This window comes from Desulfovibrio piger ATCC 29098 (assembly GCF_000156375.1).
Taxonomy (GTDB): Bacteria; Desulfobacterota; Desulfovibrionia; order Desulfovibrionales; family Desulfovibrionaceae; genus Desulfovibrio; species Desulfovibrio piger.
This window is the reverse complement of sequence record NZ_DS996355.1, coordinates 163,434-187,698: the sequence shown is the minus strand read 5'-3', so window position 1 is coordinate 187,698 and position 24,265 is coordinate 163,434. Positions and strand designations below refer to the sequence as shown.

The 24,265-nt window shown below is 60.9% G+C and carries 25 protein-coding genes and 1 tRNA gene; 13 read left to right on the top strand and 13 right to left on the bottom strand.

Going from position 1 to position 24,265, the window contains the following annotated elements:
* Positions 1–95: 95 nt before the first annotated feature.
* From tsaD to DESPIG_RS04135, 9 genes are all read right to left on the bottom strand, one after another.
* A complete protein-coding gene (gene tsaD / locus DESPIG_RS04175) occupies positions 96–1,157 on the bottom strand; it encodes a tRNA (adenosine(37)-N6)-threonylcarbamoyltransferase complex transferase subunit TsaD (protein ID WP_006005377.1) in 1,062 nt (353 codons plus the stop codon).
* Positions 1,158–1,175: 18 nt separating this feature from the next.
* Positions 1,176–2,180 carry a class 1 fructose-bisphosphatase gene (fbp, locus tag DESPIG_RS04170; RefSeq protein ID WP_006005375.1) on the bottom strand — a complete coding sequence of 335 codons (1,005 nt, stop codon included), beginning with the start codon at positions 2,178–2,180 and terminating at the stop codon, positions 1,176–1,178.
* A gap of 76 nt (positions 2,181–2,256) precedes the next feature.
* A complete protein-coding gene (locus tag DESPIG_RS04165) occupies positions 2,257–3,714 on the bottom strand; it encodes a hypothetical protein (RefSeq protein ID WP_246118370.1) in 1,458 nt (485 codons plus the stop codon).
* Between the two features lie 16 nt (positions 3,715–3,730).
* Positions 3,731–4,624 carry a tetratricopeptide repeat protein gene (locus tag DESPIG_RS04160; RefSeq protein WP_006005371.1) on the bottom strand — a complete coding sequence of 298 codons (894 nt, stop codon included), beginning with the start codon at positions 4,622–4,624 and terminating at the stop codon, positions 3,731–3,733.
* The gene (locus DESPIG_RS04155; protein WP_006005369.1) at positions 4,608–4,937 is read right to left on the bottom strand and encodes an FtsB family cell division protein; all 330 of its coding nucleotides are present in this window, start codon (positions 4,935–4,937) and stop codon (positions 4,608–4,610) included. Before DESPIG_RS04155 ends, DESPIG_RS04160 begins: the two co-directional genes overlap by 17 nt.
* Position 4,938: 1 nt before the next feature.
* Positions 4,939–5,193, bottom strand: coding sequence for a hypothetical protein (locus tag DESPIG_RS04150; RefSeq protein WP_006005367.1), 255 nt, complete (start codon positions 5,191–5,193; stop codon positions 4,939–4,941).
* A 1-nt stretch (position 5,194) separates the two neighbouring features.
* Positions 5,195–5,749, bottom strand: coding sequence for a CDP-diacylglycerol--glycerol-3-phosphate 3-phosphatidyltransferase (pgsA, locus tag DESPIG_RS04145; protein ID WP_006005365.1), 555 nt, complete (start codon positions 5,747–5,749; stop codon positions 5,195–5,197).
* Positions 5,750–5,868: 119 nt separating this feature from the next.
* Positions 5,869–6,777, bottom strand: a complete 909-nt coding sequence (locus tag DESPIG_RS04140) for an Mrp/NBP35 family ATP-binding protein (RefSeq protein WP_040369252.1) — start codon at positions 6,775–6,777, stop codon at positions 5,869–5,871.
* 35 nt (positions 6,778–6,812) lie between these two features.
* Complete coding sequence (locus DESPIG_RS04135; protein WP_246118369.1) at positions 6,813–7,469, bottom strand: protein-L-isoaspartate(D-aspartate) O-methyltransferase; 657 nt, start codon at positions 7,467–7,469, stop codon at positions 6,813–6,815.
* Between the two features lie 136 nt (positions 7,470–7,605).
* Between DESPIG_RS04135 and DESPIG_RS04130 the strand changes: the two genes are divergently transcribed.
* The 8 genes from DESPIG_RS04130 to DESPIG_RS04095 all read left to right on the top strand — a co-directional run bounded on the left by DESPIG_RS04130 (position 7,606) and on the right by DESPIG_RS04095 (position 15,818).
* On the top strand, positions 7,606–8,922 hold the full coding sequence (locus DESPIG_RS04130) for a M23 family metallopeptidase (RefSeq protein ID WP_006005361.1): 1,317 nt from the start codon (positions 7,606–7,608) through the stop codon (positions 8,920–8,922).
* Positions 8,923–9,069: 147 nt separating this feature from the next.
* The gene (gene ndk, locus DESPIG_RS04125) at positions 9,070–9,486 is read left to right on the top strand and encodes a nucleoside-diphosphate kinase (protein ID WP_006005360.1); all 417 of its coding nucleotides are present in this window, start codon (positions 9,070–9,072) and stop codon (positions 9,484–9,486) included.
* Between the two features lie 148 nt (positions 9,487–9,634).
* Positions 9,635–10,366 carry an SDR family NAD(P)-dependent oxidoreductase gene (locus DESPIG_RS04120; RefSeq protein ID WP_006005359.1) on the top strand — a complete coding sequence of 244 codons (732 nt, stop codon included), beginning with the start codon at positions 9,635–9,637 and terminating at the stop codon, positions 10,364–10,366.
* A gap of 158 nt (positions 10,367–10,524) precedes the next feature.
* Positions 10,525–11,667 (top strand): pyridoxal phosphate-dependent aminotransferase, encoded by a 1,143-nt coding sequence (locus tag DESPIG_RS04115; RefSeq protein WP_006005358.1) that lies wholly within the window; start codon positions 10,525–10,527, stop codon positions 11,665–11,667.
* A 244-nt stretch (positions 11,668–11,911) separates the two neighbouring features.
* On the top strand, positions 11,912–12,916 hold the full coding sequence (locus DESPIG_RS04110; protein WP_006005357.1) for a methionine ABC transporter ATP-binding protein: 1,005 nt from the start codon (positions 11,912–11,914) through the stop codon (positions 12,914–12,916).
* A complete protein-coding gene (locus DESPIG_RS04105; protein ID WP_006005356.1) occupies positions 12,909–13,571 on the top strand; it encodes a methionine ABC transporter permease in 663 nt (220 codons plus the stop codon). Before DESPIG_RS04110 ends, DESPIG_RS04105 begins: the two co-directional genes overlap by 8 nt.
* Positions 13,572–13,609: 38 nt before the next feature.
* A complete protein-coding gene (locus tag DESPIG_RS04100) occupies positions 13,610–14,407 on the top strand; it encodes a MetQ/NlpA family ABC transporter substrate-binding protein (protein WP_006005355.1) in 798 nt (265 codons plus the stop codon).
* A 292-nt stretch (positions 14,408–14,699) separates the two neighbouring features.
* A complete protein-coding gene (locus tag DESPIG_RS04095; protein WP_006005354.1) occupies positions 14,700–15,818 on the top strand; it encodes a coiled-coil domain-containing protein in 1,119 nt (372 codons plus the stop codon).
* 291 nt (positions 15,819–16,109) lie between these two features.
* Here the strand turns inward: DESPIG_RS04095 and DESPIG_RS04090 are convergent.
* Positions 16,110–16,196, bottom strand: a tRNA-Leu gene (locus DESPIG_RS04090).
* A 189-nt stretch (positions 16,197–16,385) separates the two neighbouring features.
* On the opposite strand from DESPIG_RS04090, the gene DESPIG_RS04085 reads away from it, so the two are divergent.
* Genes DESPIG_RS04085 through DESPIG_RS04075 form a run of 3 tightly spaced genes read left to right on the top strand, consistent with a single transcriptional unit; the run spans position 16,386 to position 18,944 of the window.
* Complete coding sequence (locus tag DESPIG_RS04085; RefSeq protein ID WP_050760261.1) at positions 16,386–16,952, top strand: hypothetical protein; 567 nt, start codon at positions 16,386–16,388, stop codon at positions 16,950–16,952.
* A 42-nt stretch (positions 16,953–16,994) separates the two neighbouring features.
* Positions 16,995–17,378, top strand: coding sequence for a DVU3141 family protein (locus DESPIG_RS04080; protein WP_006005350.1), 384 nt, complete (start codon positions 16,995–16,997; stop codon positions 17,376–17,378).
* A 15-nt stretch (positions 17,379–17,393) separates the two neighbouring features.
* Positions 17,394–18,944 (top strand): polysaccharide biosynthesis/export family protein, encoded by a 1,551-nt coding sequence (locus DESPIG_RS04075; RefSeq protein ID WP_006005348.1) that lies wholly within the window; start codon positions 17,394–17,396, stop codon positions 18,942–18,944.
* Positions 18,945–19,165: 221 nt separating this feature from the next.
* Here the strand turns inward: DESPIG_RS04075 and DESPIG_RS04070 are convergent, their stop codons facing one another.
* Together DESPIG_RS04070 and DESPIG_RS13605 are read right to left on the bottom strand one after the other, a co-directional pair.
* The gene (locus tag DESPIG_RS04070; RefSeq protein WP_006005347.1) at positions 19,166–19,369 is read right to left on the bottom strand and encodes a dual CXXC motif small (seleno)protein; all 204 of its coding nucleotides are present in this window, start codon (positions 19,367–19,369) and stop codon (positions 19,166–19,168) included.
* Between the two features lie 273 nt (positions 19,370–19,642).
* A complete protein-coding gene (locus DESPIG_RS13605; RefSeq protein WP_006005345.1) occupies positions 19,643–19,843 on the bottom strand; it encodes a hypothetical protein in 201 nt (66 codons plus the stop codon).
* Between the two features lie 79 nt (positions 19,844–19,922).
* On the opposite strand from DESPIG_RS13605, the gene DESPIG_RS04065 reads away from it, so the two are divergent.
* Positions 19,923–21,383: an SLC13 family permease gene (locus tag DESPIG_RS04065; RefSeq protein WP_006005343.1), complete on the top strand. Its 1,461-nt coding sequence runs from the start codon at positions 19,923–19,925 to the stop codon at positions 21,381–21,383.
* On the opposite strand, the gene DESPIG_RS04060 is transcribed toward DESPIG_RS04065, so the two are convergent.
* Entirely contained in the window at positions 21,380–22,408 is a 1,029-nt protein-coding gene (locus DESPIG_RS04060; protein ID WP_006005341.1) for a LysR family transcriptional regulator, read from the bottom strand. The genes DESPIG_RS04065 and DESPIG_RS04060 overlap by 4 nt on opposite strands.
* 167 nt (positions 22,409–22,575) lie before the next feature.
* Here DESPIG_RS04060 and DESPIG_RS04055 point away from each other — a divergent pair, with 167 nt between their 5' ends.
* Entirely contained in the window at positions 22,576–24,249 is a 1,674-nt protein-coding gene (locus tag DESPIG_RS04055) for an FAD-binding protein (protein WP_006005336.1), read from the top strand.
* The last annotated feature ends 16 nt before the right edge of the window (positions 24,250–24,265 follow it).

The following is a 24,265-nucleotide window of genomic DNA, read 5'->3' as shown; positions in this document are numbered from 1 at the left end:
ATCCCGCCATCGCAGACGAGCTGCCACGGCTGCCAAAAGATTAGTTGCCTCACCCGCCACTGTCAAGACGGTGACACAAAAACGATGACAAATGTCTAGAGTTCCCGGAAAACCATATCGTCCGGGATCGCCTTGCCCCGGGGGATGGTCTCCATGCGCAGATCGTGCTGCCAGCCTTCTCTGGCGATGAGCCAGGACGCATAGGCCACCATGGCGGCATTGTCCGTACACAGGGCCCGGCCGGGCATGATGGTGCGGCCCCCCCGTTTTTCCATCAGCTGTGCCATGCGTTCGCGCAGCAGGCTGTTGGCGGCAACACCTCCGGCCATGATCAGCAGATCCAGATCGGGATTGGCGGCAAGCGCCCGCTCCACCTTGGTGGCGATGGTCTCCACCACAGCCAGGTTGAAGGAAGCGCAGCAGTCTTTCAGAGCCTGGGGGGCATCCGCCGTATCCTGCAGCGGATGCGGCCAGGGCTGATCCGGCAGCACCTGGTACACATAGCTGGTCACGGCGGTCTTCAAACCGCTGAAGCTGAAATCCAGATTGTCATTGTCCAGATACGGACGCGGGAACAGACGGGCATCCGCCCTGCCCTGCCGGGCCAGGGCGTCCATCAGCTTGCCGCCGGGATAGGCCAGGCCCAAGATCTTCCCGACCTTGTCAAAGGCCTCGCCTGCCGCGTCATCCAGCGTCTTGCCCAGGACGATGCAGCGGGAAGGCGATTCCATGCGATAGATATGCGTATGCCCGCCGGAGACCAGCAGCCCCAGCGCGGGAAAGCGCAGCTCGTTCTCCAGCCCTGCGGCCAGCAGATGCGCATGCAGGTGGTTGACGCCCAGGAAGCGGGCCCCGCAGCCCAGCGCCAGCGCCTTGGCAAAGGCAACGCCTACCAGCAGGCTGCCCAGCAGGCCGGGCCCCCGGGAGACCGCCACCACATCCAGGTCGGACGGCCGCAGGTCGAGGCGCTGCATGAGCTGGTCGAACAGCGTCCCCAGATAGCGATAATGCTCGCGGGACGCCAGTTCAGGGACGACACCGCCGAACAGGGCATGGATATCCGCCTGGCTGGCCAGGACGGCATCCAGCAGGACACCATCCCAGACCACAGCCAGTGCGGTCTCATCACAGGAACTTTCAATGCCGAGGCACAGCAAGGCTCTCTCCCACTCGGACTAGGCCGGATATTTGGCGTAGATGGCTTCCACAGCCTCCACGTCGCGGGCCGAACCGATGTACAGGGGCGTACGGGCGTGCAGGGTCTCGGGGCGGCGCTCAAGGATGCGGCGGCGACCGTCGCTGGCCTTGCCCCCGGCCTGTTCGGCCAGGAACGCCAGAGGAGCGGCTTCGCACATCATGCGCAATTTGCCGTTGGGCTTGTTCTTGTCCGGCGGATACAGATAGATGCCGCCGTACAGCAGCGTACGGTGGAAGTCAGCCACCAGAGATCCCACATAACGGGCGGAATAATCCTTGCCTTCCGGACTCTTGCAGGTATGGAACCACTCGACGGCCTCACGCGCGGGCGCATCCCAGTTGTTCCGGTTGCCTTCATTGACGGAATAGATGTGCCCCTGTTCGGGGATGCGCATGTCAGGATGGGAAAGCAGGAATTCCCCGACGCCGGGGTCCAGCGTGAAGCCATGCACACCCTGTCCGGTACTGAACACCAGCATGGTGGACGGGCCGTACAGGATATAGCCTGCGGCCACCTGCTGGATGCCGGGCTGCAGGACCTCATCCAGGGAGACTTCGCCGGTGCTGCCCGCAGGACGGCGCAGGATGGAGAAGATGGTGCCCACATTGATGTTGACATCGATGTTGGACGAGCCATCAAGAGGGTCGAAAATCAGGATGTAATCGCCACGGGGGAATTCCGGGCCCACGCGCACCAGTTCCGGCTCTTCCTCGGAACCCATGGCGCACAGGGCACCACAGCGTTCCATACGGTAAAGAAGGATACGGTTGGCGATGCTGTCCATCTTCTGCACGTTCTCGCCCTGGACGTTCACTTCGCCCGTGCCGCCGAGGATATCCAGCAGGCCGGCTTTGTTGATCCGCCGGGAGATGGTCTTGCCCGACAGGATCAGGTCATACAAAAGACCGGTGAACTGGCCGGTTGCCTGGGGAGAGCGTTTTTGATGCAGCAGAAGGTGTTCGGTAACGGTAATGTCGGCCATGGAAAGCCTCCTTACACTGGATATGAAAGCGTGTGCGCCGCCGAAGCGGCGCACACTGCGTGATTGCTGTCAATGACTACCTGGGACCGAAGGGACTGGGACGCCCGCCAGGCAGCAGGGCCGGACGCCTGGGCTCCGAAGGATCTTCGGCTGCCGGGGTTTCCGCAGGCTCGGCAGCGGGTTCCGCCGCGGGCGCTGCCGTCTCTGCCGGAGCGGCAGGAGCCGGAGCAGCTGCGGGCTGGGCAGCAGCCGGTGCCGCGGGAGCAGACGTTTCCGCTGCGGGAGCCGTCTCGGCAGCGGACTCGGCCGGAGCCGCCGGGGCCGCCGCATCCGCTCCACCCTGCCCGGTCACCGGCTTGGCGCCGCCCCGAGGACCGAAGGGGCTGGGCATGCGTACCTGCGGTGCAGGTGCGGTCTCTTCGGGCAATTCGGGCACCGTGAGCGCCTCATCGGGGATGACGAGCCGTCTGCGCGGACGCGGCTTCACGTTCTCGCCGGCCAGCGGCCGTTCACGCACACGGGAAGGAGCCGGGGCGCTTTCCTGCGGCGGCTGGACGATGTTGGCGCCCGGAGCCACATCCTGCGGCGGCATGCCGCCGGCGTCACCATAGCTGTCGACGGCATCCTCGGAAGCACCGAAGGCGGGCGTCGTCTTGGCGTCGTCCTTCTTGCGCTCGGGCATGGGCGGCGGCGGCAGCTTTTCCCTCTCCTTGGGGAAGAACTTCAGGCCCTGGTCCACACTGCCGTTCCCCTGCGGGAAGGTGCCGGATTCCGGCACGGCAAAGACCAGCGGCAGATTGCCCAGATAACGAACCATGTAGTAGAAGCTCCCCATGGCATTGGTGCAGGTGCCGGAAGAGCTTTTGGTAACGGTTTCTTCCCAGTTCACCGAAGCGAGCGGGGTCGCCGCATAGTCATACTTGCCGGGCCAGAGCAGCGCCTGGGGGCTGAGGATGACCATGTCCTGGGGATTGCCGGAATACTGCACCAGATTGCGCATGTCGAAATAGGCCACGACGATGCCGAGGAAATCCACACCATCGTACAGGGGGGCCGCCAGCATGACTTCCGGCCCCATGGGGGTCTGCTGCACATCGGCACGCAGGGCACGGCTGCCCTGTTTCTTGTCCTCATACAGCAGCGGGATGAAATCCAGCTGCTTCAGCGGATTGGCAGGCTCCTGCCCCAGCAGGGTCCCGTCATATTTGACGCCGGCAAAACCGTCCAGCCAGGGATGGGCGGCAAAAAGGCTGTCCAGCCACTGGCGCGTCGGCGGTTTGTCCGCGTTGAGCATGGTCCGTTCAAAACGGCCCAGCTCCACGTCCAGCCCCATCATGCAATTGGTGAGCGCCAGCGCACGCGGGGAAAGATCTCCTTTTTCACCATAATCCACAGATGCAGGAGGGCTGACATAGGTATACCAGACATCCTTTGTACCCTTCCAGACATTCTTGGTGGGCTGGTAGGAACTGCAGCCCGCCACCATGGCGGCGGAGGCAAGCAGTACACAACAACGCCTAAACAAATGGGACACCACGCACTCCTGCTTCTTAACTCTGGGCCCTGGCTTCCACGCGTTCGGCCAGGGCTTCCAGCATACTGATGAGTTTGTCCTTGCCTGCGGCCATATCCGGCGAAGGCGGAACGAGATCCTCCGCAGCAGCGCCCTCAAGCTGAGTGCGCAGCATGGCGATACGCTGCTGCAGGACTTCCTGTTCGGGAGAGCCGGCGGCGGCAGCTGCCAGCTCGGTATAAATATCCAAAGCTCCCTGGAGATCCCCCTGCTCGGCCAGGACTTCCGCCATGGACCGGGTCCGGAGGGAAAGGGGCCTGTCCGGGGCCGGTTGCGGCAGCGGATGTTCCCGCCGGCCCTGCGCTGCAACAAAGGGGACATGCGCGTCTTCCACCGTCATCCCGGCACCGGAAGGCATGACCGGAACGGCCATGGCATCATGTTCCCGCGCATCCGCAGCCTCGGGCCCCATGACGGCCAGGTCGGCCAGGGCCTTGCCGCGCGGCAGATCGCTGCTCTGGGCCTCCTGCATGAAGGAACGCAGGCCCCGCTCAAAAACTTCGTTCAGGTTCAGCGGACGGCTTGCGAAGCTGGCCGCCAGAAAACGCAGGGCCGTCGCCACGTCCCCGCAGCCGCTGCCGAGCATGCTGGCCGCCCAGGCCTGCCAGAAGCCGGGATAGGAGGCAAAAAGCTGCCCCAGCTCCGTCACCTCCGCCACGCAGGCTTCGGGCTGCCCATGGTGGTAAAGCTGTTCGATATAAAAAAGCCGTGCTTCAAGAAATTCGGGATGACGCTCCAGGCCCCGACGCAGGGTCTCCAGAGCGGCTTCGGGCTGTCCGTCCTCCACCAGCAGGCGAGCCAGGGGAAAAAACAGCTTGGAGCTGGGTTCCAGCTCCAGCACTTCCCTGTACCATTCAATTTTGTCCATCATGCGTGGCTGCCCCGCTCTCCCGATTTTCGGAGGAATCACCAAAAAGGTACAGCACTTCGTTCTCGTGAACGTAGTGCAGTCGCTGGCGTATCATTTTTTCGACATAGCGCTCATCCGTCTGGAGCAAACGGATGTCCCGGCTCAACGAGCGGTTCTCCGCGTCGATGCTGGCGATTTCGGCCTCGATGGCCGCATGTTTCTGCTTGAGTTCCCGGTAGGCGATGAGGCCCTCAGATCCCCAGATCATGTGACAGAAAATGATGAGGTTGATCCCCCACACAGCTACCAGAACTATGACCCGCCAAGCTACCATCTTATTGCAAGACCCGTCGTTGTTTCTGCCAGGTACGCCGGGAGAGGCCCAGCTCTTCCAGAAAAGTCGCTGTGGCGGACTCCAGGCGCTCTACGTCATCCTCTCCAAGACGCATCTGCTCGACACTGTCCAAAAAACGCCGTAGTGCCATGAATTCTTCAACAAAATAGCGATCGGAGAGGTCAGCACCGATCTGTGGCTCCAGCTCGAGGATGGTCTGGATGCAGTTTTTCAGCCGTAACTGCAGGGTACTCATCTTATTCGGCAGCGTTTTTTGCAGCGATCTTGCGGTAGAAACCGTAACAGTAGTTCACACAGGACACTACGGACATGATGAGCGCCAGATAAAGGATGACCTCCCCGATGGGCCACAGGCGCACGCCCCAGTAGGGATAGTGCAGCAGCATGGGGATGATGGCCGCGATCTGCAGGACGGTCTTGAGCTTCCCGTACCTGTCGGCAGCCAGGACGATCCCTTCATCGATGGCGATGGCGCGCAGCCCCGTGACCACCAGTTCACGGCAGACGATCAGGATGACGACCCACGCTTCAGCCCAGCCGAGAGTGCAGAACATGATGAGTACGGAACAGATGAGGACCTTGTCCGCCAGAGGATCAAGGAACTTGCCCATGCTGGTGACCATATTGTTGCGCCGGGCCACGTAGCCGTCGGCCCAGTCCGTGATGGAGGCGGCAATGAATGCCAGCGCGGCCAGCACACAGGTCACCGGACCCTGGAAATACAGCAGCACGATGACGAGCGGGACCAGCAGCATGCGCAACAGCGTCAGTTTATTCGCAAGATTGAACATATTCTCACCGACCGGGAAACAGGACTACATGGAAACGGGTATCACAAACGCGCCCACGAGAAAAGGAAAAAACGCGCAGGTATCCTAAGGGGGTGGACGAGCCACCCCCCAAAGAGCACCTAGCTCTTGCTGACCAGCTTCGCGGCGCCGCTGTCGGCAGCCTGGGCGATGGCGTCAGCCAGATGCAGGAAGGCCTGCTTGGCAGGGCAATCCTGTTCAAGATAGACCACGGGCACGCCCCTGTCGGCGGCCACCACGGTGGCCGGATCCAGCGGGATGGCACCCAGGAAGGGGATACCGTAGTGCTTGGCAAGCTCTTCACCGCCGCCCTTCTTGAACAGGTCGATCTCCTGATGGCAGTGGGGGCAGACCAGGCCGCTCATGTTTTCCACCACGCCCAGGACCTTGCCTTCGGCGACCTGCAGGAAGTTGACGGCCTTGCGCACGTCGGCCAAGGAGATCTCCTGCGGCGTGGTCACCGTGACGCTCTGGGCATCGGTGATGGTCTTAAGGATGGTCATATGTTCGTCACCGGTTCCTGGAGGGGAGTCGATGAGCAGGAAGTCCAGCGGGCCCCAGGCCACGTCGGAAAGGAACTGGCGGATGGCGGCCGTCTTTTTGGGGCCGCGCCACAGGATGGCCTGGTCACGATCCTGCAGGAAGGAATCCATGGAAATGACTGCCAGGTTCTCATTGTACATGGCAGGGATGAGTTCGTTTTTCTCATTCATTTCGATGGTGGCCTTCAGACCCAGCAGGTTGGGCACGCTGGGGCCGTGCATGTCCACGTCCAGGATGCCGACCTTGAAGCCGCGATGGGCCAGGGCCGCGGCGGTATTGACGGTAACGGAGCTTTTACCCACGCCACCCTTGCCGCTCATGACAAAGATCTTGTGCCGGATGTGGGCCAGGCGGTCGGCAATGATCTGGTCTTGCCGGGCCATGGCCGATTCCATGCAACCGGCGCCGCCGGGATTGCCCTTGGAAGAGCAGCCCGACGCAGAGGAACAGGAAGAACAGGAAGACATGATATCTCCTTTACAGGGTATGACAACAGGCGGGCTTACCAACCATGGTCGCCCACCAGATCCACGAAGACGGCAGGCCCCAGGTCCTCGCTGCAAAGCCGCCCCTGACGGCGCATGATGCGCATCAGACGTTGCGTGCGGGGCCGTGCCCCCACCGGGATCAGCATGATGCCGTCCACGGCAAGCTGTTCCAGCAGGGGGCGGGGGATCTGGGGACCTCCGGCAGTGACGATGATGCGGTCGAACGGGGCGGCGGCAGGCATGCCCAGCGTTCCATCGCTTCGTTGCATGTGAATAGCGCGAAGATCGAGCTGCTGCAAGAGGGTCCGGGCCGATTGGTACAGCTCTTTGAGGCGCTCCACGGTATAGACCGTGCAACCCATGGCGGCCAGCACCGCCGCCTGGTAGCCGGAACCTGTACCGACCTCCAGCACGCGCATGCCGGGCGAAGTCTCCAGCATCTGGGACATGAGGGCCACCGTGGACGGCTGGGATATGGTCTGGCCGTAGCCGATGGGCAGCGGGCAGTCCTCATAGGCCCGCGAGCGCAGCCCTTCGGGCACGAAAAGATGCCGGGGGACACGCGACATGGCATCGAGGACGCGTCCGTCCGTTATGCCCCTGGCGGCCAGCTCCCGAACCATGCGCAGACGCAGGCGTCTGGGATCTATCGCGGTACCTCTTGCCATCATGCTCGTTTTGTCCTTTGCGTATGGCGAAGAAAGAACAAATTTTCCCCCCCAAGTCAAATACCGTCGATGCAGGGCTATTCCTTGAAAACTCCCCTGAAACGTGCAACACTCCCGCTTGTATGAGAAAGGAGTCTCCATGCGCAAAAAAAATTTCTTTTCCACTATCCTGAGCCTGCTCATCCTGATCGCGCTGATTGCCTGTGGGTACATCTTTTTCAAGGATATGGACGGCCCGTCCATCGCCATCGCGCCCGATACCGGGCGCGTCTCTCCCCACACGCCCCTGCAGATAACGCTGGCGGACCCTTCGAACATCCGCTCCATCTCTGTGGGCGTGCGCCGCAACAATGTGGTCACCCCCATTTTCCAGCGGCATTTCGAAGAGTACCTGCCCCAGCGCACCGTCGAGGTCTCGCTGAAGAATGCCGGCCTGCGTGAAGGCGCTTTCGAGCTGGAGATCAAGGCGACGGACGCCTCCCTGGCGGGATTCGGCCAGGGCAATACCCGGACGGAAGTGCTGGCCATGCGTCTGGATACCCAGCCGCCGCGCATCTCCGTCAAGACCCTTCCGCCCAGCGTGCGCCGCGGTGGTGCCGCCGCCATCCGCTATACCATCGACGAGGAAGTCACCCAGAGCGGTGTGCTGGTGGCGGGGTATTTCGTCCCCGGCTTCCTGCAAAAGGACGGCAGCTACATCTGCTTCTTCCCCTTCCCCTACACCATGACCGCCGTGGAATACAAAAATGCCGTGGAACTGACCGCCACGGACATGGCCGGCAACGTGACCCGCAGCCGTCTGGGCCTGCTGGCCTATGAGCGCAACTTCAAGAGCGATACCATCAGCATCTCGGACAACTTCCTGGCCAGCGTCAACAGCAAGCTGGGCTACCTGGCCCCCAACGCCGCCAACCAGCTGGAAGGCTACCTTTATATCAACAACCAGGTCCGCGCGGCCAACGTCGAGACGCTGCGCGCCCTGCGCAAGGATACCGCAGCGGCCATGCTCTGGGACGGGACGTTCCAGCGCCTGCCCCGCTCCGCGGCCCGTGCCGGGTTTGGCGACCACCGCTACTTCACCTATCAGGGCAAGCAGGTGGGCGAATCCTACCACCTGGGCTTTGACCTGGCCTCGGTCCGCAATGCCGAAGTCCCCGCAGCCAACAACGGTCGTGTGGTCTTCACCGGTGAGCTCGGCATCTACGGCAACCTCATCGTCATCGACCACGGCCTGGGCCTCATGTCCCTCTACTCCCATCTGAGCGAGATCCACGTCAAAGTGGGCGATGTGGTCCAGAAAGGTGCCATCATCGCCAAGACCGGCAGCACCGGTCTGGCCTTCGGCGACCACCTGCACTTCGGCATGCTGGTCGGTGGCGTGGAAGTCACCCCGCTGGAGTGGATAGATCCCAAGTGGATCAAGGACAACATCACCGGACGCCTCAACGCCCAGTAAGATCACGAAGCCATCCCACAAGGGATGGCTTTTTTTATGTCCGCTCGGCCATTGCCCGGATTTGGGACATCAGAAAATTCCTTGTCTTATGAAATATTTTATGCAATAAGGATTGCCGCTTTTTCTCATTTATCCACAGGAGTTTCCATGGAACGTACTTTTTGCATCATCAAACCCGATGCCGTTGCCCGTAACCTGCAGGGCGAGATCCTTGCCATGATCCAGGCTGCCGGCCTGCGTGTGGTGGCCATGAAGCAGATCCGCATGACCCGCCAGCAGGCCGAAGGCTTTTATGCCGTGCACAAGGAGCGGCCTTTCTTTGCCAGCCTGACGGAATACATGAGTTCCGGCCCTGTGGTTTGCGCCATCCTGGAAGGCGACAAGGCCATCTCCCGCTATCGGGAACTGATGGGCGCCACCAATCCCGCCAATGCGGCGGAAGGGACCATCCGTAAAAAGTACGCCGAAAGCATCGAAGCCAACTCCGTGCACGGCTCTGACGCTCCGGAGACCGCTGCCTACGAAATGGCCTACTTCTTCAATGCCCTGGAGATCACCGGCTAGGTATTCCCGACGATCTGCCGGCCCCCGGTCCTCCGCGGACCGGGGGCCTTTTTGTTTTTCTCCTCTGCCCTGTGACCTTGCAGGCTGACGGGGCCTCGGCTATTGGTGGCATGAACATCCCCGGCCGCAACACTTTTTTGGAGGAACTATGCCCGTTGCCATCATCACCGGCGGTGCCGCCGGTATAGGACGCCACCTGTGCGCAGGATTTGCCCGCGAGGGCTATGTGGTCGCCTCTCTGGACATCCGGCCCATGGACAGCCCCCATCCGGACATCCATTTCTTTCCCTGTGACCTGCGCGACGAAGCCGCCATCACCACCGTTTTCCGCACGGTATCCCAAACCCTCGGCACTCCGCGCGTCCTCATCAACAACGGGGCCATCAGCCGCTTCCGGAAGCCTTTCCCCCTGCTGGAGGCAAAGGAATTCGATGACGTCCTGGGCACGAACCTGCGCGGCGCCTTCCTCTGCTGCCGGGAGTTCGTCCGCCTTTGCCGGGGGACAGGCTACGGACGCATCATCAACATCGCCTCCACGCGCTACCAGCAGAACGAATGCGGCTGGGAAGCCTACGGCGCCTCCAAGGGCGGACTGGTCTCCCTGACCGCCAGCCTGTGCGTGTCGCTGCACGGCACGGGCATCACCGTCAACGCCATCAGCCCGGGCTGGATACAGGTGGACGATTACGACAGCCTGCCCCCCTGCGATCACAGCCAGCACCCCTCCGGACGTGTGGGAAAACCGGAAGATGTCTGCAACGCCTGCCTGTTCCTGGCCCGTGAGGAAAACGGCTTCATCAACGGGGCCAACCTGCCGGTAGACGGCGGCATGACCAGGCGCATGATCTATCCCGAGAACGATCCTCTCTGGATGGAATAAACGGGCCCTCTTCCTTTTTGCCGCCCCTCCTGATATGAGGCCCGGATGACATACGGCAGGGCCCCTGTCTGCCCTGCGGCGCCCCAGCGGCACGGATACCGGCCGCACAAGGCGCGGAACCAGCCTGCCCCGGTGGCAGGAAGAACAAAGGATATACGATGATAGCCGAGAGAGTACGCGGCATCACGCCGTTTCTGGCCATGGAAGTGCTGGAACGCGCCCAGAAGCTCGAACGAGAGGGTGCTTCCATCATCCACCTGGAACTGGGCGAACCCGATTTCGATACGCCCGAGTGCATCCGTCAGGCTGCCTTCAAGGCCCTGGACGAAGGTCAGACCCACTACACCCACTCCCTGGGTGACGTGGAGCTGCGCGAGCACCTGTGCGCCTATTACAAGCGGCGCTATGGTGTCAGCCTGCATCCCGACCAGGTGCTGATCTTCCCCGGTTCTTCCCCGGCCATGATGGTCCTTTTCTCCGCCCTGCTCGATCCGGGCGACGAAGTGATCCTCTCCAATCCCGGCTATGCCTGCTATCCCAACTTCGTGCGCTATGCGGGCGGGGTGCCTGTCTGGACGCTGACCCATGAGGAAGAGGGGTTCCAGTTCCGCCCCGAGGACGTGGCCAAACAGATCACGCCGCGCACCCGGGCCGTGCTCATCAACTCTCCCTGCAACCCCACGGGCATCGTGCTGGAACCGGAACGCATGCGCGCCCTGGCCGGGCTGGGCCCCATGATCGTTTCCGACGAGATCTATCACGGCCTGACCTACGGGGATGCGGAAGAGCACTCCATCCTGGAGTACACGGACAATGCCGTGGTCATCGGCGGCTTCTCCAAGGCCTATGCCATGACAGGCTGGCGCCTGGGCTACCTCATCGTGCCCCGCGACCTCGTGCGTCCCATGCAGGCCCTGATGCAGAACTTTTTCCTGTCCACCAATTCCGCGGTGCAAAAGGCCGGTATCGCGGCCCTGACCTGCGCGGATGAAGATGTGGCCCGCATGCATGCCACCTATGATGAACGCCGCCGCTTCCTGCTGGGCGAGCTGAAGCGCCTGGGCTTCAACATCCCCGTGGAGCCCATGGGCGCGTTCTATATGCTGATCAATGCCCGCCATCTGGGCAACAGCTCCATGGAACTGGCCTTCGACCTGCTGGAAAAAGCCCATATCGGCATCACCCCCGGTATCGACTTCGGCAGCCAGACCGAAGGTTTCCTGCGCCTTTCCTACGCCAACTCCATCGACAACCTGGCCGAGGCCATGCGTCGTCTGGAAGACTATATCCGCCAGCGCTAGCGCTTTCTGCAAAGCGGGGGGATCCCTTTCCCCCTGCTTTGCCCTCATGCCCCGCTCTTTCCCCCGCATGCTTTTCCGGGCCGGCCCTGTCCACCGGATGGGCTCTTCCGTCTGCTCCTGTCTTTTCCCTCCCCATTGCCCGAAGCCCTGCGCAGCACATTTTTCAATATCTTTTTTCTTTGCGAGCGGGGGAAGATATGCTAACCTCGTATACCCCCGACAGGGGAATCAAAGGGGAGGCACTATGGCCGACGCGCCGATCATCGATATCGTCAATCTGGAAAAACGCTACCGCAGCAAAAATACGGATGTTTTTGCCCTGCAGGGCATCAATCTTGCCATCAACAAAGGGGACATCTTTGGTGTCATCGGTAAGAGCGGTGCCGGCAAGAGTACGCTCGTCCGCTGCATCAACATGCTGGAACGTCCCACGGGCGGCTCCATCTTTTTTGAAGGCAAGGACATGTGCCGCCTATCGGAGAGCGAACTGCGCGCCGCCCGGCGTTCCATGGGCATGATCTTCCAGCAGTTCAACCTGCTCATGCAGCGCACGGCACGCCAGAACGTCTGTTTCCCGCTGGAGCTCATCGGCATGGACAAGGTCCAGGCCCGCAAGCGTGCCGAGGAACTGCTGGATCTGGTGGGCCTTGCCAACCGCATGGATTCCTATCCTTCTCAGCTCTCCGGCGGTCAGAAGCAGCGCGTGGCCATCGCTCGCGCCCTGGCCACCAACCCGCAGGTACTGCTCTGCGACGAAGCCACGTCCGCTCTTGACCCGGCCACCACGGATTCCATCCTGACCCTCATCAAGGACATCAACAGGGATCTCGGCATCACGGCGGTCATCATCACCCACGAGATGAGCGTCATCGAAAAGATCTGCAGCCATGTGGCCATCATCAATCGCGGCAAGATCGTGGAGCACGGCGAAGTGGAAGAAGTCTTCTTCCATCCCCGCACCGAGGCCGCACGCCGCCTGGTCATGCCCGAGGCCCTGCAGAACCTGCCCCAGGAAAACCTTTATCGCCTGATATTCAACGGCCGCTCCTCCTTCGAGCCCGTCATCGCCAATATGGTTCTGGAATGCCACTGCCCCGTGAACATCATGTATGCCGATACCCGCGACATCGGCGGTATCGCCTTTGGCCAGATGGTGTTGCAGCTGCCCGAATGCCCGGAATCGCGCCGGAGCATCCTGGAATTTGCCAAATCCAGGAACATCCTGCTGGAGGAAATGAAGCATGTTTGATCAGGCCACTGTGGAAATGCTCATGGAAGGGGTGGTGGACACCCTGTACATGACCGTCGTCTCCACGTTTTTTTCCTATGTCTTCGGCATCGTCATGGCCGTCATCCTGGTCATCTGCCGCAAAGACGGTATCCGTCCCAATCCCGTGGTCTACAGCGTGCTGGACGTGGTGGTGAACCTGACCCGGTCCTTCCCCTTCCTTATCCTGATGATCGCCGTCATCCCCTTCACCCGCTACATCGTGGGGACCACCATCGGCAACAACGCCACGGTCGTGCCGCTGGTCATCGCCGCGGCGCCCTTCGTGGCCCGGCTCATCGAGTCTTCCCTGCTGGAAGTGGATAACGGTGTGGTGGAAGCCGCCCAGAGCATGGGCGCGTCCACCTGGCAGATCATCACCAAGGTCCTGTTGCCCGAGGCCATGCCCTCGCTCATCAACGGCAGTGCCGTGGCGGCCATCACCATCCTGGGCTACTCCGCCATGTCCGGCGCCGTCGGCGGCGGCGGTCTGGGCAAGCTGGCCATCATGTACGGCTACAACCGCTACCAGACCGATATCATGATCGCCACGGTGATCCTGCTCATCATCATCGTGCAGATCTTCCAGAGCTTCGGCAACTGGGCCACCCGACGCAGCGACAAACGCGGGTCTTGATCCGCTTTTTCTATCACCCTTTCCCCGAGGTTTTTCCCATGAAAAAACTTCTGCTGACGCTGGCCGCCATGCTGGCCGCCGGTACTCTGGTCTGCCATGCCCAGGCCGCCACCACCGTGAAGGTGGGCGCCTCTCCCACGCCGCACGCCGAGATCCTGAATGCTGCCAAAGACATGCTCAAGGCTGAAGGCATCAATCTGGAGATCATCGAATATTCCGACTACGTGCAGCCCAACGTGGCCCTGGACAGCAAGGATCTGGACGCCAACTACTTCCAGCACAAGCCCTATCTGGACGATTTCAACGCCCAGAAAGGCACCAAGCTGTCCTCCATGGGCGGCGTGCACTATGAGCCCTTCGGCATCTACGCCGGCAAGTGCAAGAGCCTGAAGGACCTCAAGAAGGGTGCCATCGTGGCCGTGCCCAACGATGCCACCAACGAAGGCCGCGCTCTCCTGCTCATGCAGGACCAGGGCCTCATCACCCTCAAGGACGGTGTGGGCCTGACCGCCACCGTGCGCGACATCAAGGAAAACCCCAAAAAGCTCCGCATCGAAGAGATCGAAGCCGCCCAGCTGGTGCGCGCCCTGCCTGACGTGGACATCGCCATCATCAACGGTAACTACGCCATCCTCGGCGGCCTGAAGGTGGCCGATGCCCTGGCCGTGGAAGCCGCCGACTCCGCCGCTGCCACCACCTACGCCAACATCCTGGCCATCCGCACCGGCGATGAAAAGCGTCCCGAACTGCAGGCCCTGTACAAGGCCCTGTGCAGCGACAAAATCAAGGAATTCATGAAGACCAAGTACGAAGGCGCCGTGCTGGCCACCCACTAGGCCAAGACCGCAACGTCATCCATGAAGGCCCCCTACCTGGGGGCCTTTTTCATGGCGCCGCGGTCCGCACCACTATCCGACCTCTGCGACAGGCAAGGATCGCCCGCCGTACGCCACGCTGGGCAACAGCCATTTTTTCATCTGCGGCCGGGCGTCCTGACCGGTCTCCAGCTCATGCGGGCAAGGTCACGAAGCCCGCACCTGCCGGCCCGGGCATACCCCTGCCCCTTGAAGCCATTTCCTCCGCCTGCTACCCTTTCCCCGTATCGTCACTTTTTTCAAAGGAGAGCGCATGCGCCCGGCCCTGCTCCTGTTGCTGACAATCCTGCTCCATGCCCAGCCTGTCTTCGCCGCCCGGACCTTCGTCGATATCTGGGACGATGCCGTCCCGCTGCTGCACGACGGGGTGGATATCATCGCCTCGGGAGAGGACCCCTCCGAACGCAGCTGGGCCGAGGCCCTGACGTTCCGTGATCCCAAATTCCAGCGCATCGTCTCCGAATGCTTCGCCATCCTTGCGGATTCCCAGGCCCTGGACCTCATCGCCAGCCGGGATGCCACCCGGGACGAGATCGCGGCAAAGCGCCACAAAATAGCGGCCTTGCAGCAGGAACTGGTCTCCGCTCCCTCCTCGCACTGGAACCCGCTCAAGGCCACGCGCAGCAGCCTGCAGGAAGATATCGCCGGATTGCGCAAGGAGATCGCAGACCTGGAGCACGGTCTGGAGGCGGACAAAGAGCGCATCTTTGCCGAGATCTCCGCCCGCGGCCTGCCTGTCAGCCGTGAGCAGCTGGAAACCATGCTGAGCGCGGCCGACGGCAAGGATACCGCCAGCATCATGGCCGTGGCCGAGAACATCAGCGCCATCCAGCGCAGTATAGAAAGCCAGCTGGCGGCCCCGGACGCCTCCGTGGAGCTGCTCCAGACCTATACGGGCATCTACATGATGTGCAACAAGGTCTACGTCTATGCCCTGCAACAGGCCTTGCAACAGATCGACAGCCGCTACCTCGGCCGTCTGGGGAAGATCAGGAAAGAAGCCTCCCAGCTGCAGGAACATGCCCGCAGCCTGCTTTCAGGAGCGGAGGAGACGGACCGAAAGATCCTGGAAGTGAATATCGCCGCCAACCAGAGGACCCTGGATGCCGTGGACCTCTACAACCAGTACCTGTCTCGCCAGAAAAAGCATTTGCAACAGCTGCTGCAGCGGGCGGAAAAGTCCTTCAAAGTGGCCGTCAATACCTACCGGACCGTCAAGACCAGCAGCGATCTGCTGGGGATGATGCATACGTCGGAAGCGGACTTTTCCCGCATTTTCGCCTTCCAGCCGCCCGATCTCTCATTGTTGTATGATGCCCGGTTGCGGCAGGAGTTCGACGACATCACCAGCAGATTGCGGGCAGCGGAATAAACAGGGCTGATCCGGAAACAAAAAAACTCTCCTCAAATGAGGAGAGTTTTTTATGGTAGCTTTGTTATCTTATCGTTTGCCTGCTGCGCGTGCCGGCAGGTCACATCATCACCGACCTGCCACGCTCATAGCAGTACGACCGGCTGGCACGGAGCCCCGGGAAAAGCCTGTGATGCCCTCTGAGCCACACAGCCACCCGGGTGACAGCGGATAGTTGTTTTGCGTCTGCCGCGTGCAGGACAAAGCGCATAACGAAAAAGGCTGGTATTGCTACCAGCCTTTGCTTTCTCTTGGTGCCGAAGGGGAGAGTCGAACTCCCACTCCGTTGCCAGAACTAGACCCTGAACCTAGCGTGTCTACCAATTCCACCACTTCGGCACAACAAAGAAATGTTTACGCCATCCCTGCCCGTCTGGCAAGCATTTTTTCGCCTCTTTTTCTGTTTTGCGGAAACCTGATTTTTTTATTCTTTATTTTCAAGTTGATAGAGTGATATTTGACAGATGCTCCGCATCGGGATAATCGACATTTTTGTTCCGGCACAGCCGAAACTGCCGGAGGATCTCCATGCAAAAAAGCTCTTGGCATTACTGGCAGCAATGGCGCCAGCGTTTTCCTCTGCAACGGGATGTGCATTTCGATCAGGGTATCCTGAGCAATGAGTATTGCCGGGACTGCCGGTACTGTTGCGGCCCGCAGGACTGCGCGACCCCTTTCCCCATGAAGCTGCTGCCCTCACAGCAGCATGCCCATCTGGACAGGGATTTTTTTCTGCTTGCCCCTGATACGGCCTGCCTGGACGACAGGGGGTGCAAATCCTGCGGTCCGGAAGGTTGTCTTCTGCCACGGCAGCGGCGCCCCGTGGCCTGCAGCCTGTTCCCGCTGGTCCTGCTCGAAACGGGCCTTTATCTGTACAAGATCTGCCCGGCGGTCCTTTTCCTGCCGCTGGACCGCTGGCTCGTCATGGCTCGCGAGGCCGTGGACTGGCTTGTAACGCTCGCTCCGGAGGACCTGAAGCAACTCGCCATCCATATCCCGGAAGCCACCGTGCGGGAACGCTTCATCGATCTGGAGCTTCCCCTGCCCTTTTCACCCCGGATGACGGACACCGTGCATCAGCCTGTCCAGGGCTGACGAACGCGCTCCGCTTCCGGCCTTCCCTCTCCAGGAGAACTCATGAAACGTCTTTCCACCCTCCTCATGTTGACGGCCTGTCTGGCCCTCAATGGCTGCGGCCTGCTGGGAGATTCCCCTGAAACGCCCGAGTACAAGCCCAGTCCTGTGGAAAATTTTATGGCCAATGCCGTGCCCGGTGACATCACCACCCTTTCCGATCCCGCCTTCGGGACGGATGTGCGCGTGAGCATGGAAGACAGCTTCTTCTCCGCCGCCGGTGAAGAATGCAAGCGTGCCACTGTCCGCAACCATCTCAATGAAGCCGAGATCATCGTTGCCTGCCGCAATGCCCAGGGCCAGTGGCGGCTGGCGCCCCGCGTCTGGGGCCAGGGCATGAGCCCCGCTGTCGTGACGGCTTCCCAGACGGAAGAGGGCAAGGAATAAGCCCGGATCTGCACCATGAAAAATCCTGTCTTTCTTTTGTTGCTGTGCCTGTTGCTCCTGCCGCAGGCCGCCTACGCCGCTGACGCTCCGGCACCTTACGGGGCCAACCTTTTTCAGGGCAACTTCGGTCAGGGGGCTGCCGCCGGCGCCATGGCTCCGGGCGACAGGGTCGTCCTGCGTCTGTGGGGCGGGAGCCTCAATGTGGATACCGTCCTTGAAGTCAGTCCTGCGGGCCAGCTGGACATTCCCGAGGTCGGTCAGCTCAACGTGACCGGCCTGGCCCAGGACAAATTGCAGGATGCCCTGCGCAGCAAGCTGGCGGCCTCCGGCCATGCCGACAGCCAGATCTATCTGGCTCCCATGGATGCGCAGCCCATCACCCTGTTCGTCACCGGCAACGTGCCCAAGCCCGGCCGCTACAGCGGTTCGGCAGCCGATCCCCTGTTGAGTTATCTGGACAAGGCAGGCGGCATCGACGCCGGGAGGGGCAGCTACAGGAACATCCAGGTCCGCCGCAACGATCAGGTCGTGACCACGGTGGACCTGTATCCCTTCATCCGTGAAGGCAGCATGCCGCCCATCCGCTTCCAGAACGGCGACATCATCGTCGTTCCCGACAAGGGGCCCACGGTCACCGTGACGGGCAAAGTGCGCACCAGCGCCCGTTTCGAGCTGCCGGAAGGCAATACCTCGGGGGCCAGCCTGCTGAAACTGGTGGACCCCGACAGCAGCGCCTCGCATATCGCCATCAAGGGTGTCCGCAACGGCAAACCCTACAATACCTATCTGCCCCTTGGGGAACTGGCCAGCCTGCAACTGGCGGACGGTGACACCATCGAGCTGCTGGCGGATGCCGCGGGCAATACCATCACGGTCACGGTGCAGGGCGCCGTGCGTGGTGCCACCCGTTTTCCCGTGCGTCGCGGGGCACGCCTGGATGAAGTGCGCAACTTCATCGCCGTCGAACAGGGGCGCGCGGATCTGAACGGCATGTACATCAAGCGCAAGAGCGTGGCCGCCCGCCAGAAAAAAGCCATCGCCGACAGCCTGCGCCGTCTGGAGGAATCCGCCCTCACCGCCTCTTCGGCCAGTACGGAGGAATCCCAGATCCGCGCCAAGGAAGCGGAAATGATCGCCAAATTCGTGGAACGGGCCAAGGCTGTGGAGCCTGAAGGCGTCGTCGTCCTGAGCGACGGCCAGAAGATCGGCGACATCACGCTGGAAGATGGCGATGTCATCGTCATCCCGGCCAAGAGCGACGTGGTCCTCGTCAGCGGTGAAGTCATGATGCCCCAGGCCATGCTCTGGAGCAAAAAAAAGGATCTGGACGATTATATCAAGGGCGCCGGCGGCTATAACAGCCGTGCGGACCAGGATACGGTGCTGGTCATGCATCCCAACGGCTCGGTGAGCCATGACGGCGACAACATCCGGCCCGGGGACCAGATCCTTGTGATGCCGCGGGTGGCGTCCAAGAACATGCAGGCCGTCAAAGACATCTCCCAGGTCATGATGCAGGTGGCCGTGTCCGCCCGTGCCATCCTGGGCCTGCCCACCCTCTACTGATCCGTCCTCTCTCTGCAGATATAAAAACAGCCCGCATGGTCCGTTCTCCATGCGGGCTGTTTTTGTCCTCCGGGAAAGCCGGGCTCTCCTCCTGGCGACAAGACCGATGCATCATCCTGCCAGCAGCATACCCACACCGGCGCACAGCAGGATAATTGCATGCACGGCGCCGGATAGCGCCAGCACAAGTAAAAGAGCTGCCCTCTGATGCCGGTTCACGCCTAGATGCGGTCGAAGTACAGGCCTTCGAGGAAGCGTTCCATGGCTTCATCTGCCTGGCTGATGAACTGTTCCAGCGGGAACCGCTTGCCGCAGAACGGGCAGCGCATGAAGGCCTCGTAGCAGGTACGCGCGATTTCCAGTTTGTGATCGCATTCAGGACAGGACAATGTCGTCTGGGCCTGCCGGGCTGCAAAATAAGACATGTTTCCTCCCTTGTGTGCTGAGGGACACACACGATGCCGCCCCTTATGCCGGGACTGACAGCCGCTGTCAATTGTTCTTTTTTACACAGCCGCTTACCTGCGTTTTTCCGACGATCGCACGCAGGCACCGTGTTCCTCTCACGATTTATATGATAAAATTTTATCAAATAAATTTAACATATTAAAAAACAGCATTCTGTCCGGCCACCATTTTTCTCTGGCAGATCATGCCCCTGATAGCATCCAATTTTCTGGAATAGCGGGAAATTTGTTTCATAAAATATATAATACGCCAGAATAATTATATTTTCTTATTTCAAGTTGATATTTTTGTTTAAAATTATCAAACAAAAATATTTTTTTATTGAATTGACAAAACAGTACCCCTGACATGATAACTTTTTCACATAATGGCTGCGGGCAACGGCCATACAGGGAGAAAATGGTGGGGCGCATGGTATTGCGGACAGACATGTCCCCTCCTGTATTGGATGACCGAAGGAACAGCCGCCTTTGCGGCGGTATGTAGCGATCTCTCAAGAAGGAACTTATCATGGCTGGAAAAGAATCCACCCCCAAGCGCTTCTCGGCGCCTGCCTATTATCTGCACGCTGTCGTCTGTCTGCTCATCATGTTCGGCTTTGGCCAGCTACCGCCCGTGGAACCGCTGACGCCCCTGGGGATGAATCTTATCGGTATTTTCCTGGGCGTGCTCTACGGCTGGGTCTGTATCGAGATCGTCTGGCCCAGTCTGGCCGGTCTGCTGGCCCTGATGCTCATCGGCGGCATGAAGCCCATGATGCTGCTCAACAAGAGCTTTGGTGACCCTGTTGTCCAGATGATGTTCTTTATCTTCGTCTTCTGCGCCACCATCAGCCATTATGGCTTGTCCAAGTTCATTTCCCTGTGGTTCATCACCCGCAAGTTCGTTGCCGGGCGTCCCTGGGTCTTCACCTACACCTTCCTGGGCTCCATCTTCATCCTCGGCGGCCTGACCAGCGCCTCTCCGGCCGCCATCATCGGCTGGAGCATCCTCTACGGTGTCTGTGAAGTCTGCGGCTTCAAGAAGGGCGACGGCTACCCCACCATGATGGTGTTCGGCATCGTGTTCGCCGCCCAGGTGGGCATGTCCCTCATCCCCTTCAAGCAAGCGGCCCTGACCGTGTTCAGCGCCTATGAGACCATGTCCGGTGTGGGCATCGACTACGCCAAGTACATGCTCATCGCCCTGCTCATCTGCGCCGTGTGCTCGCTGCTCTTCATCGTCATGGGCAAGTACATCTTCCGTCCCGACATGAGCAAGCTCGTCCATCTGTATGTGAGCAAGCTGGACAAGGACGGCAGCCTGGTCCTTTCCCGCGTGCAGAAGGTCATCCTGGCCTTCCTGTTCCTGCTGGTCATCCTGCTGCTGGCCCCCAACTTCATGCCCAAGGACTTCTTCCTGACCCGCTTCCTCAAGGGCATCGGCAATACCGGCATCGTCATCCTGCTGGTGACGGTCATGGCGGCCATCAAGGTGGAAGGCAAGGCCCTGCTGAACTTCAAGGTCATGGTGGACTCCGGCGTCACCTGGGGCATCGTGCTGCTGGCCTTCGTGCAGCCCCTGTCCGGTGCCATGGCCAAGCCTGAAAGCGGCATCACGCCCTTCCTGATGATGGCGCTTGATCCCATCATCTCCGGCGGCACCCCGCTGACCTTTGCCCTGTTCCTGGGCCTTGCCGCTACCCTGCTGACCCAGGTCATGAACAACGGCGCCGTGGGTGTGGCCCTGATGCCCATCATCTACAGCTACTGCCAGGCGGCCAACGTCAGCCCCGAACTTCCGCTGATCATGGTGGTCATGGGCGTGCACTTTGCCTTCCTCACGCCTGCCGCCAGCGCCAGTGCGGCCCTGCTGCACGGCAACGAGTGGTCGGATTCCAAGGCCATCTGGAAGACGGCGCCTGCCGTTATCCTCATGTCCTATCTGGTCACCGCGGCCATCACGATCGTCGTGGGCAAGGCCATCTTCTAATCTCCCTTGCGGGACGAGGCCTTCCTACGCGGGCGGGCAGCCTTGGGCTGTCCGCCTTTTTGCGTCTGTCCGGCAAGCAAGGTGGGGCCAAGGGGCTGGGCCGCAAGCTCGATGAAATGCCGCCGCAGGGCATCCATCAGGGCCTGCGCCTGGGGGCTGATATGCTTGTGCCTGCGCACAAGGATGCCGTACAGCACGTTGGGCAGCAGATGGTCCAGAGGACAGCTGACGATGGAGCTCCAGTCCGAACCGAACATGGTCGCCCGGTAACACAGCTCGTCCATGATGGCCACCCCGACGTCGCAACGGACGAACTGCATGATGAGGTGATAGTTGTTGACGCTGATGACGGTGTTCTTTTGCAGACGGCGTGCCGCATACTGCAGGGTCGGCGTCGGCTGCTCGCTTTCTTCCAGCGATGTCTGAAAAACGACGAACGGCAGGCGCTCCAGATCCGCTTCCGTGGGGATGGGCGGGATGTCCCACATGCTGTCCTTGCGCATGACGAGCAAAGGTCGGGCCTTTATCAGGATCTCCATGGTGTCCAGCTTGGGCAGGGCCGTCATGCCCGTGAGGCCGAAATCAAGGCGGGATTCCTTGACCGCCTGGACGATCTCGGAGGAAAGGGCGCGCTGGATGCGGATGTTGACCTGGGGATTCTCCGCACGGAAGGCGGCGATGGCGTCCACGGCCATGATGGCCACCGGCAGGGTCGCCCCCAGGAAGATGTCGCCCTGCAGATGGCCGTCCGTGGTCCCGACGGCGGAGCGCATGCTTTGCAGGGTCTCAAAGGTCGTGATGGTCCAGCCCAGCAATTTTTTGCCTTCAGGCGTAATCTGAAGGCTTTTTTTGTACCTGTCGAAGAGGACCGTGTTGAGCTCGGTCTCCAGCGAACGCAGCTGATAGCTGATCGTTGAGGGGTTCCTGTGCATCAGCTCCGCGGCCCTGCGCACGCTCCCTGTTTTGGCGACATAATAAAACCCTCGTAACCATTGAAGAAAATCACCATTCAACTCCGGGATCATCACGTCCTCCAATGTTTGATTTATTGAAACGATATTTGATTTTTATTGATTTGACAATACAGGCGTTTCGCATGATTTTTTATTCACAAACGCTGGGCCAGCCACTGAGGATTGCCCGACCGGCCCGGCGATGACTGTCCGCTAAAAATCACAACCAGGATATCGTTATGAAGATGACCAAACACCCTCTCGGCACATTGGTGGAAACCGACGTGCTCGTGATCGGCTCCGGTGCTTCGGGCTGTGGTGCGGCGCTCGGCGCGCGTGACCAGGGCCTCGACGTAGTGCTGATGGACAAGGGCAAGCTGGAAAGCTCCGGCTGTATCGGCGGCGGCAATGACCACTACATGGCCGTCCTGGATGAGCCCGGCGAAGCCCACGATACCGTGGAAGATCTCGTCAAGTTCTACGCCAAGCCCCTCAACGGCTGGTCGCCCGCCATGCTGCAGAACGGCTGGTACGCCCACATGAAATATTTTCTGGATGTGCTGGGCAAGGCTGGTGTGCAGTTCAGCAAGAAGGCTGACGGCACCTACCTGCGCACCCAGGGTTTTGGTCAGCCCGGCCGCTGGTGGGTCCATATCGCCAACGGCATGACCATCAAACGCGCCATGGCCCGCATCGTGCGTGATGCCGGCATCAATACGCTCGACAACGTCATGGCGGTCAAGATCCTCACCGACAACGGCAAGGCCTGCGGTGCGCTGGGTTGGAATGTCCGCACCGGCGAATTCGTGCTGGTTCGCGCCAAGACCGTTGTTTCGGCCCAGGGTCGTTCGGCCACGCGCGGCACGGATAACTCCACCCACAATCCCTTCAACGTCTGGATGTACCCCTATAATACCAGCGCCGGTGTGGTGCTGGGCTATGATGTGGGCGCCGCCGTGACCGAACTGGACACTTATCAGCGTGCCACCATGCTGCCCAAGGGCTACGGCTGCCCCGGCATGAACGGCATCAACAGCTCCGGTGCGCACGAGATCAACGCCCTTGGCGAACGCTTCATGGGCAAGTACGACCCCATGATGGAAAACGGCGTGCGCAACAACCAGATCCAGGGCACCTTCCAGGAACAGATGGAGGGTTCCGGCCCGCCATTCTACATGGACATGCGCCACGTGGACAAGGATGTCGTGCATGAACTGCAGTATGTGCTCATGCCCGGCGACAAGGCCACCTTCGGTGACTGGGCCGACTGCACCGGCACCGACTTCCAGCACAAGCTGCTGGAAGTGGAGATCGGCGAGCTGATCTTCGGCGGCACCATCGCCGTCAACGACACCTTCGAGACCACCGTGCCCAACCTCTTCTGCGGCAGTATCTTCCTGTACTGCTCCGGCGCCATGTGCGGTGGCTACGAGGCCGGTCGCCAGGCCGGCATGCGTGCCGCCGGTATCACCGAAGCCGGCAAGATCAATGAAGATCTGGCCGCCAGCGTCAAGAAGGACGTGTTCGCCCCCATGCAGGTGCCCGCCGACGAAGGCGTCAGCTACAAGGAGATCGAACAGGCTACCCGGAACGTCATGAACTACTACATGGGCTTCCGCCGCTCCATGGCCGGCATGGCCCGCGCCCTGGAAAAGATCCGCTTCCTGTCCGGCCAGGCCGACCGCCTGCACGCCGACACCCTGCGCGACCTCATGCGCTGCCACGAATCCCGCGACATCCTGACGGTCTGTGAACTGGCCATCCAGGCCACCATGGAACGCAAGGAGACCGGCCGCTGTGTCTACAAGCTGCGGGACTACCCCGAGCTGAATCCCGACATGGCCAAGCCGCTGCTGCTGATCCGCGGTGAAGACGGCCCCCGTTTCCAGTGGGGCAAGGCGCCGCTGCTGTAATGCCCGCGGCATCCTC

Bases quoted from the DNA above. Each gene is read 5' to 3' on its own strand.
- fbp (WP_006005375.1), bottom strand. From the start codon at position 2,180: ATGGCCGACATTACCGTTACCGAACACCTTCTGCTGCATCAAAAACGC.
- DESPIG_RS04160 (WP_006005371.1), bottom strand. From the start codon at position 4,624: ATGATGGACAAAATTGAATGGTACAGGGAAGTGCTGGAGCTGGAACCC.
- DESPIG_RS04155 (WP_006005369.1), bottom strand. From the start codon at position 4,937: ATGGTAGCTTGGCGGGTCATAGTTCTGGTAGCTGTGTGGGGGATCAAC.
- DESPIG_RS04150 (WP_006005367.1), bottom strand. From the start codon at position 5,193: ATGAGTACCCTGCAGTTACGGCTGAAAAACTGCATCCAGACCATCCTC.
- pgsA (WP_006005365.1), bottom strand. From the start codon at position 5,749: ATGTTCAATCTTGCGAATAAACTGACGCTGTTGCGCATGCTGCTGGTC.
- DESPIG_RS04140 (WP_040369252.1), bottom strand. From the start codon at position 6,777: ATGTCTTCCTGTTCTTCCTGTTCCTCTGCGTCGGGCTGCTCTTCCAAG.
- DESPIG_RS04135 (WP_246118369.1), bottom strand. From the start codon at position 7,469: ATGATGGCAAGAGGTACCGCGATAGATCCCAGACGCCTGCGTCTGCGC.
- DESPIG_RS04130 (WP_006005361.1), top strand. From the start codon at position 7,606: ATGCGCAAAAAAAATTTCTTTTCCACTATCCTGAGCCTGCTCATCCTG.
- ndk (WP_006005360.1), top strand. From the start codon at position 9,070: ATGGAACGTACTTTTTGCATCATCAAACCCGATGCCGTTGCCCGTAAC.
- DESPIG_RS04120 (WP_006005359.1), top strand. From the start codon at position 9,635: ATGCCCGTTGCCATCATCACCGGCGGTGCCGCCGGTATAGGACGCCAC.
- DESPIG_RS04115 (WP_006005358.1), top strand. From the start codon at position 10,525: ATGATAGCCGAGAGAGTACGCGGCATCACGCCGTTTCTGGCCATGGAA.
- DESPIG_RS04110 (WP_006005357.1), top strand. From the start codon at position 11,912: ATGGCCGACGCGCCGATCATCGATATCGTCAATCTGGAAAAACGCTAC.
- DESPIG_RS04105 (WP_006005356.1), top strand. From the start codon at position 12,909: ATGTTTGATCAGGCCACTGTGGAAATGCTCATGGAAGGGGTGGTGGAC.
- DESPIG_RS04100 (WP_006005355.1), top strand. From the start codon at position 13,610: ATGAAAAAACTTCTGCTGACGCTGGCCGCCATGCTGGCCGCCGGTACT.
- DESPIG_RS04095 (WP_006005354.1), top strand. From the start codon at position 14,700: ATGCGCCCGGCCCTGCTCCTGTTGCTGACAATCCTGCTCCATGCCCAG.
- DESPIG_RS04085 (WP_050760261.1), top strand. From the start codon at position 16,386: ATGCAAAAAAGCTCTTGGCATTACTGGCAGCAATGGCGCCAGCGTTTT.
- DESPIG_RS04080 (WP_006005350.1), top strand. From the start codon at position 16,995: ATGAAACGTCTTTCCACCCTCCTCATGTTGACGGCCTGTCTGGCCCTC.
- DESPIG_RS04075 (WP_006005348.1), top strand. From the start codon at position 17,394: ATGAAAAATCCTGTCTTTCTTTTGTTGCTGTGCCTGTTGCTCCTGCCG.
- DESPIG_RS04070 (WP_006005347.1), bottom strand. From the start codon at position 19,369: ATGTCTTATTTTGCAGCCCGGCAGGCCCAGACGACATTGTCCTGTCCT.
- DESPIG_RS13605 (WP_006005345.1), bottom strand. From the start codon at position 19,843: ATGTCTGTCCGCAATACCATGCGCCCCACCATTTTCTCCCTGTATGGC.
- DESPIG_RS04065 (WP_006005343.1), top strand. From the start codon at position 19,923: ATGGCTGGAAAAGAATCCACCCCCAAGCGCTTCTCGGCGCCTGCCTAT.
- DESPIG_RS04060 (WP_006005341.1), bottom strand. From the start codon at position 22,408: ATGATCCCGGAGTTGAATGGTGATTTTCTTCAATGGTTACGAGGGTTT.
- DESPIG_RS04055 (WP_006005336.1), top strand. From the start codon at position 22,576: ATGAAGATGACCAAACACCCTCTCGGCACATTGGTGGAAACCGACGTG.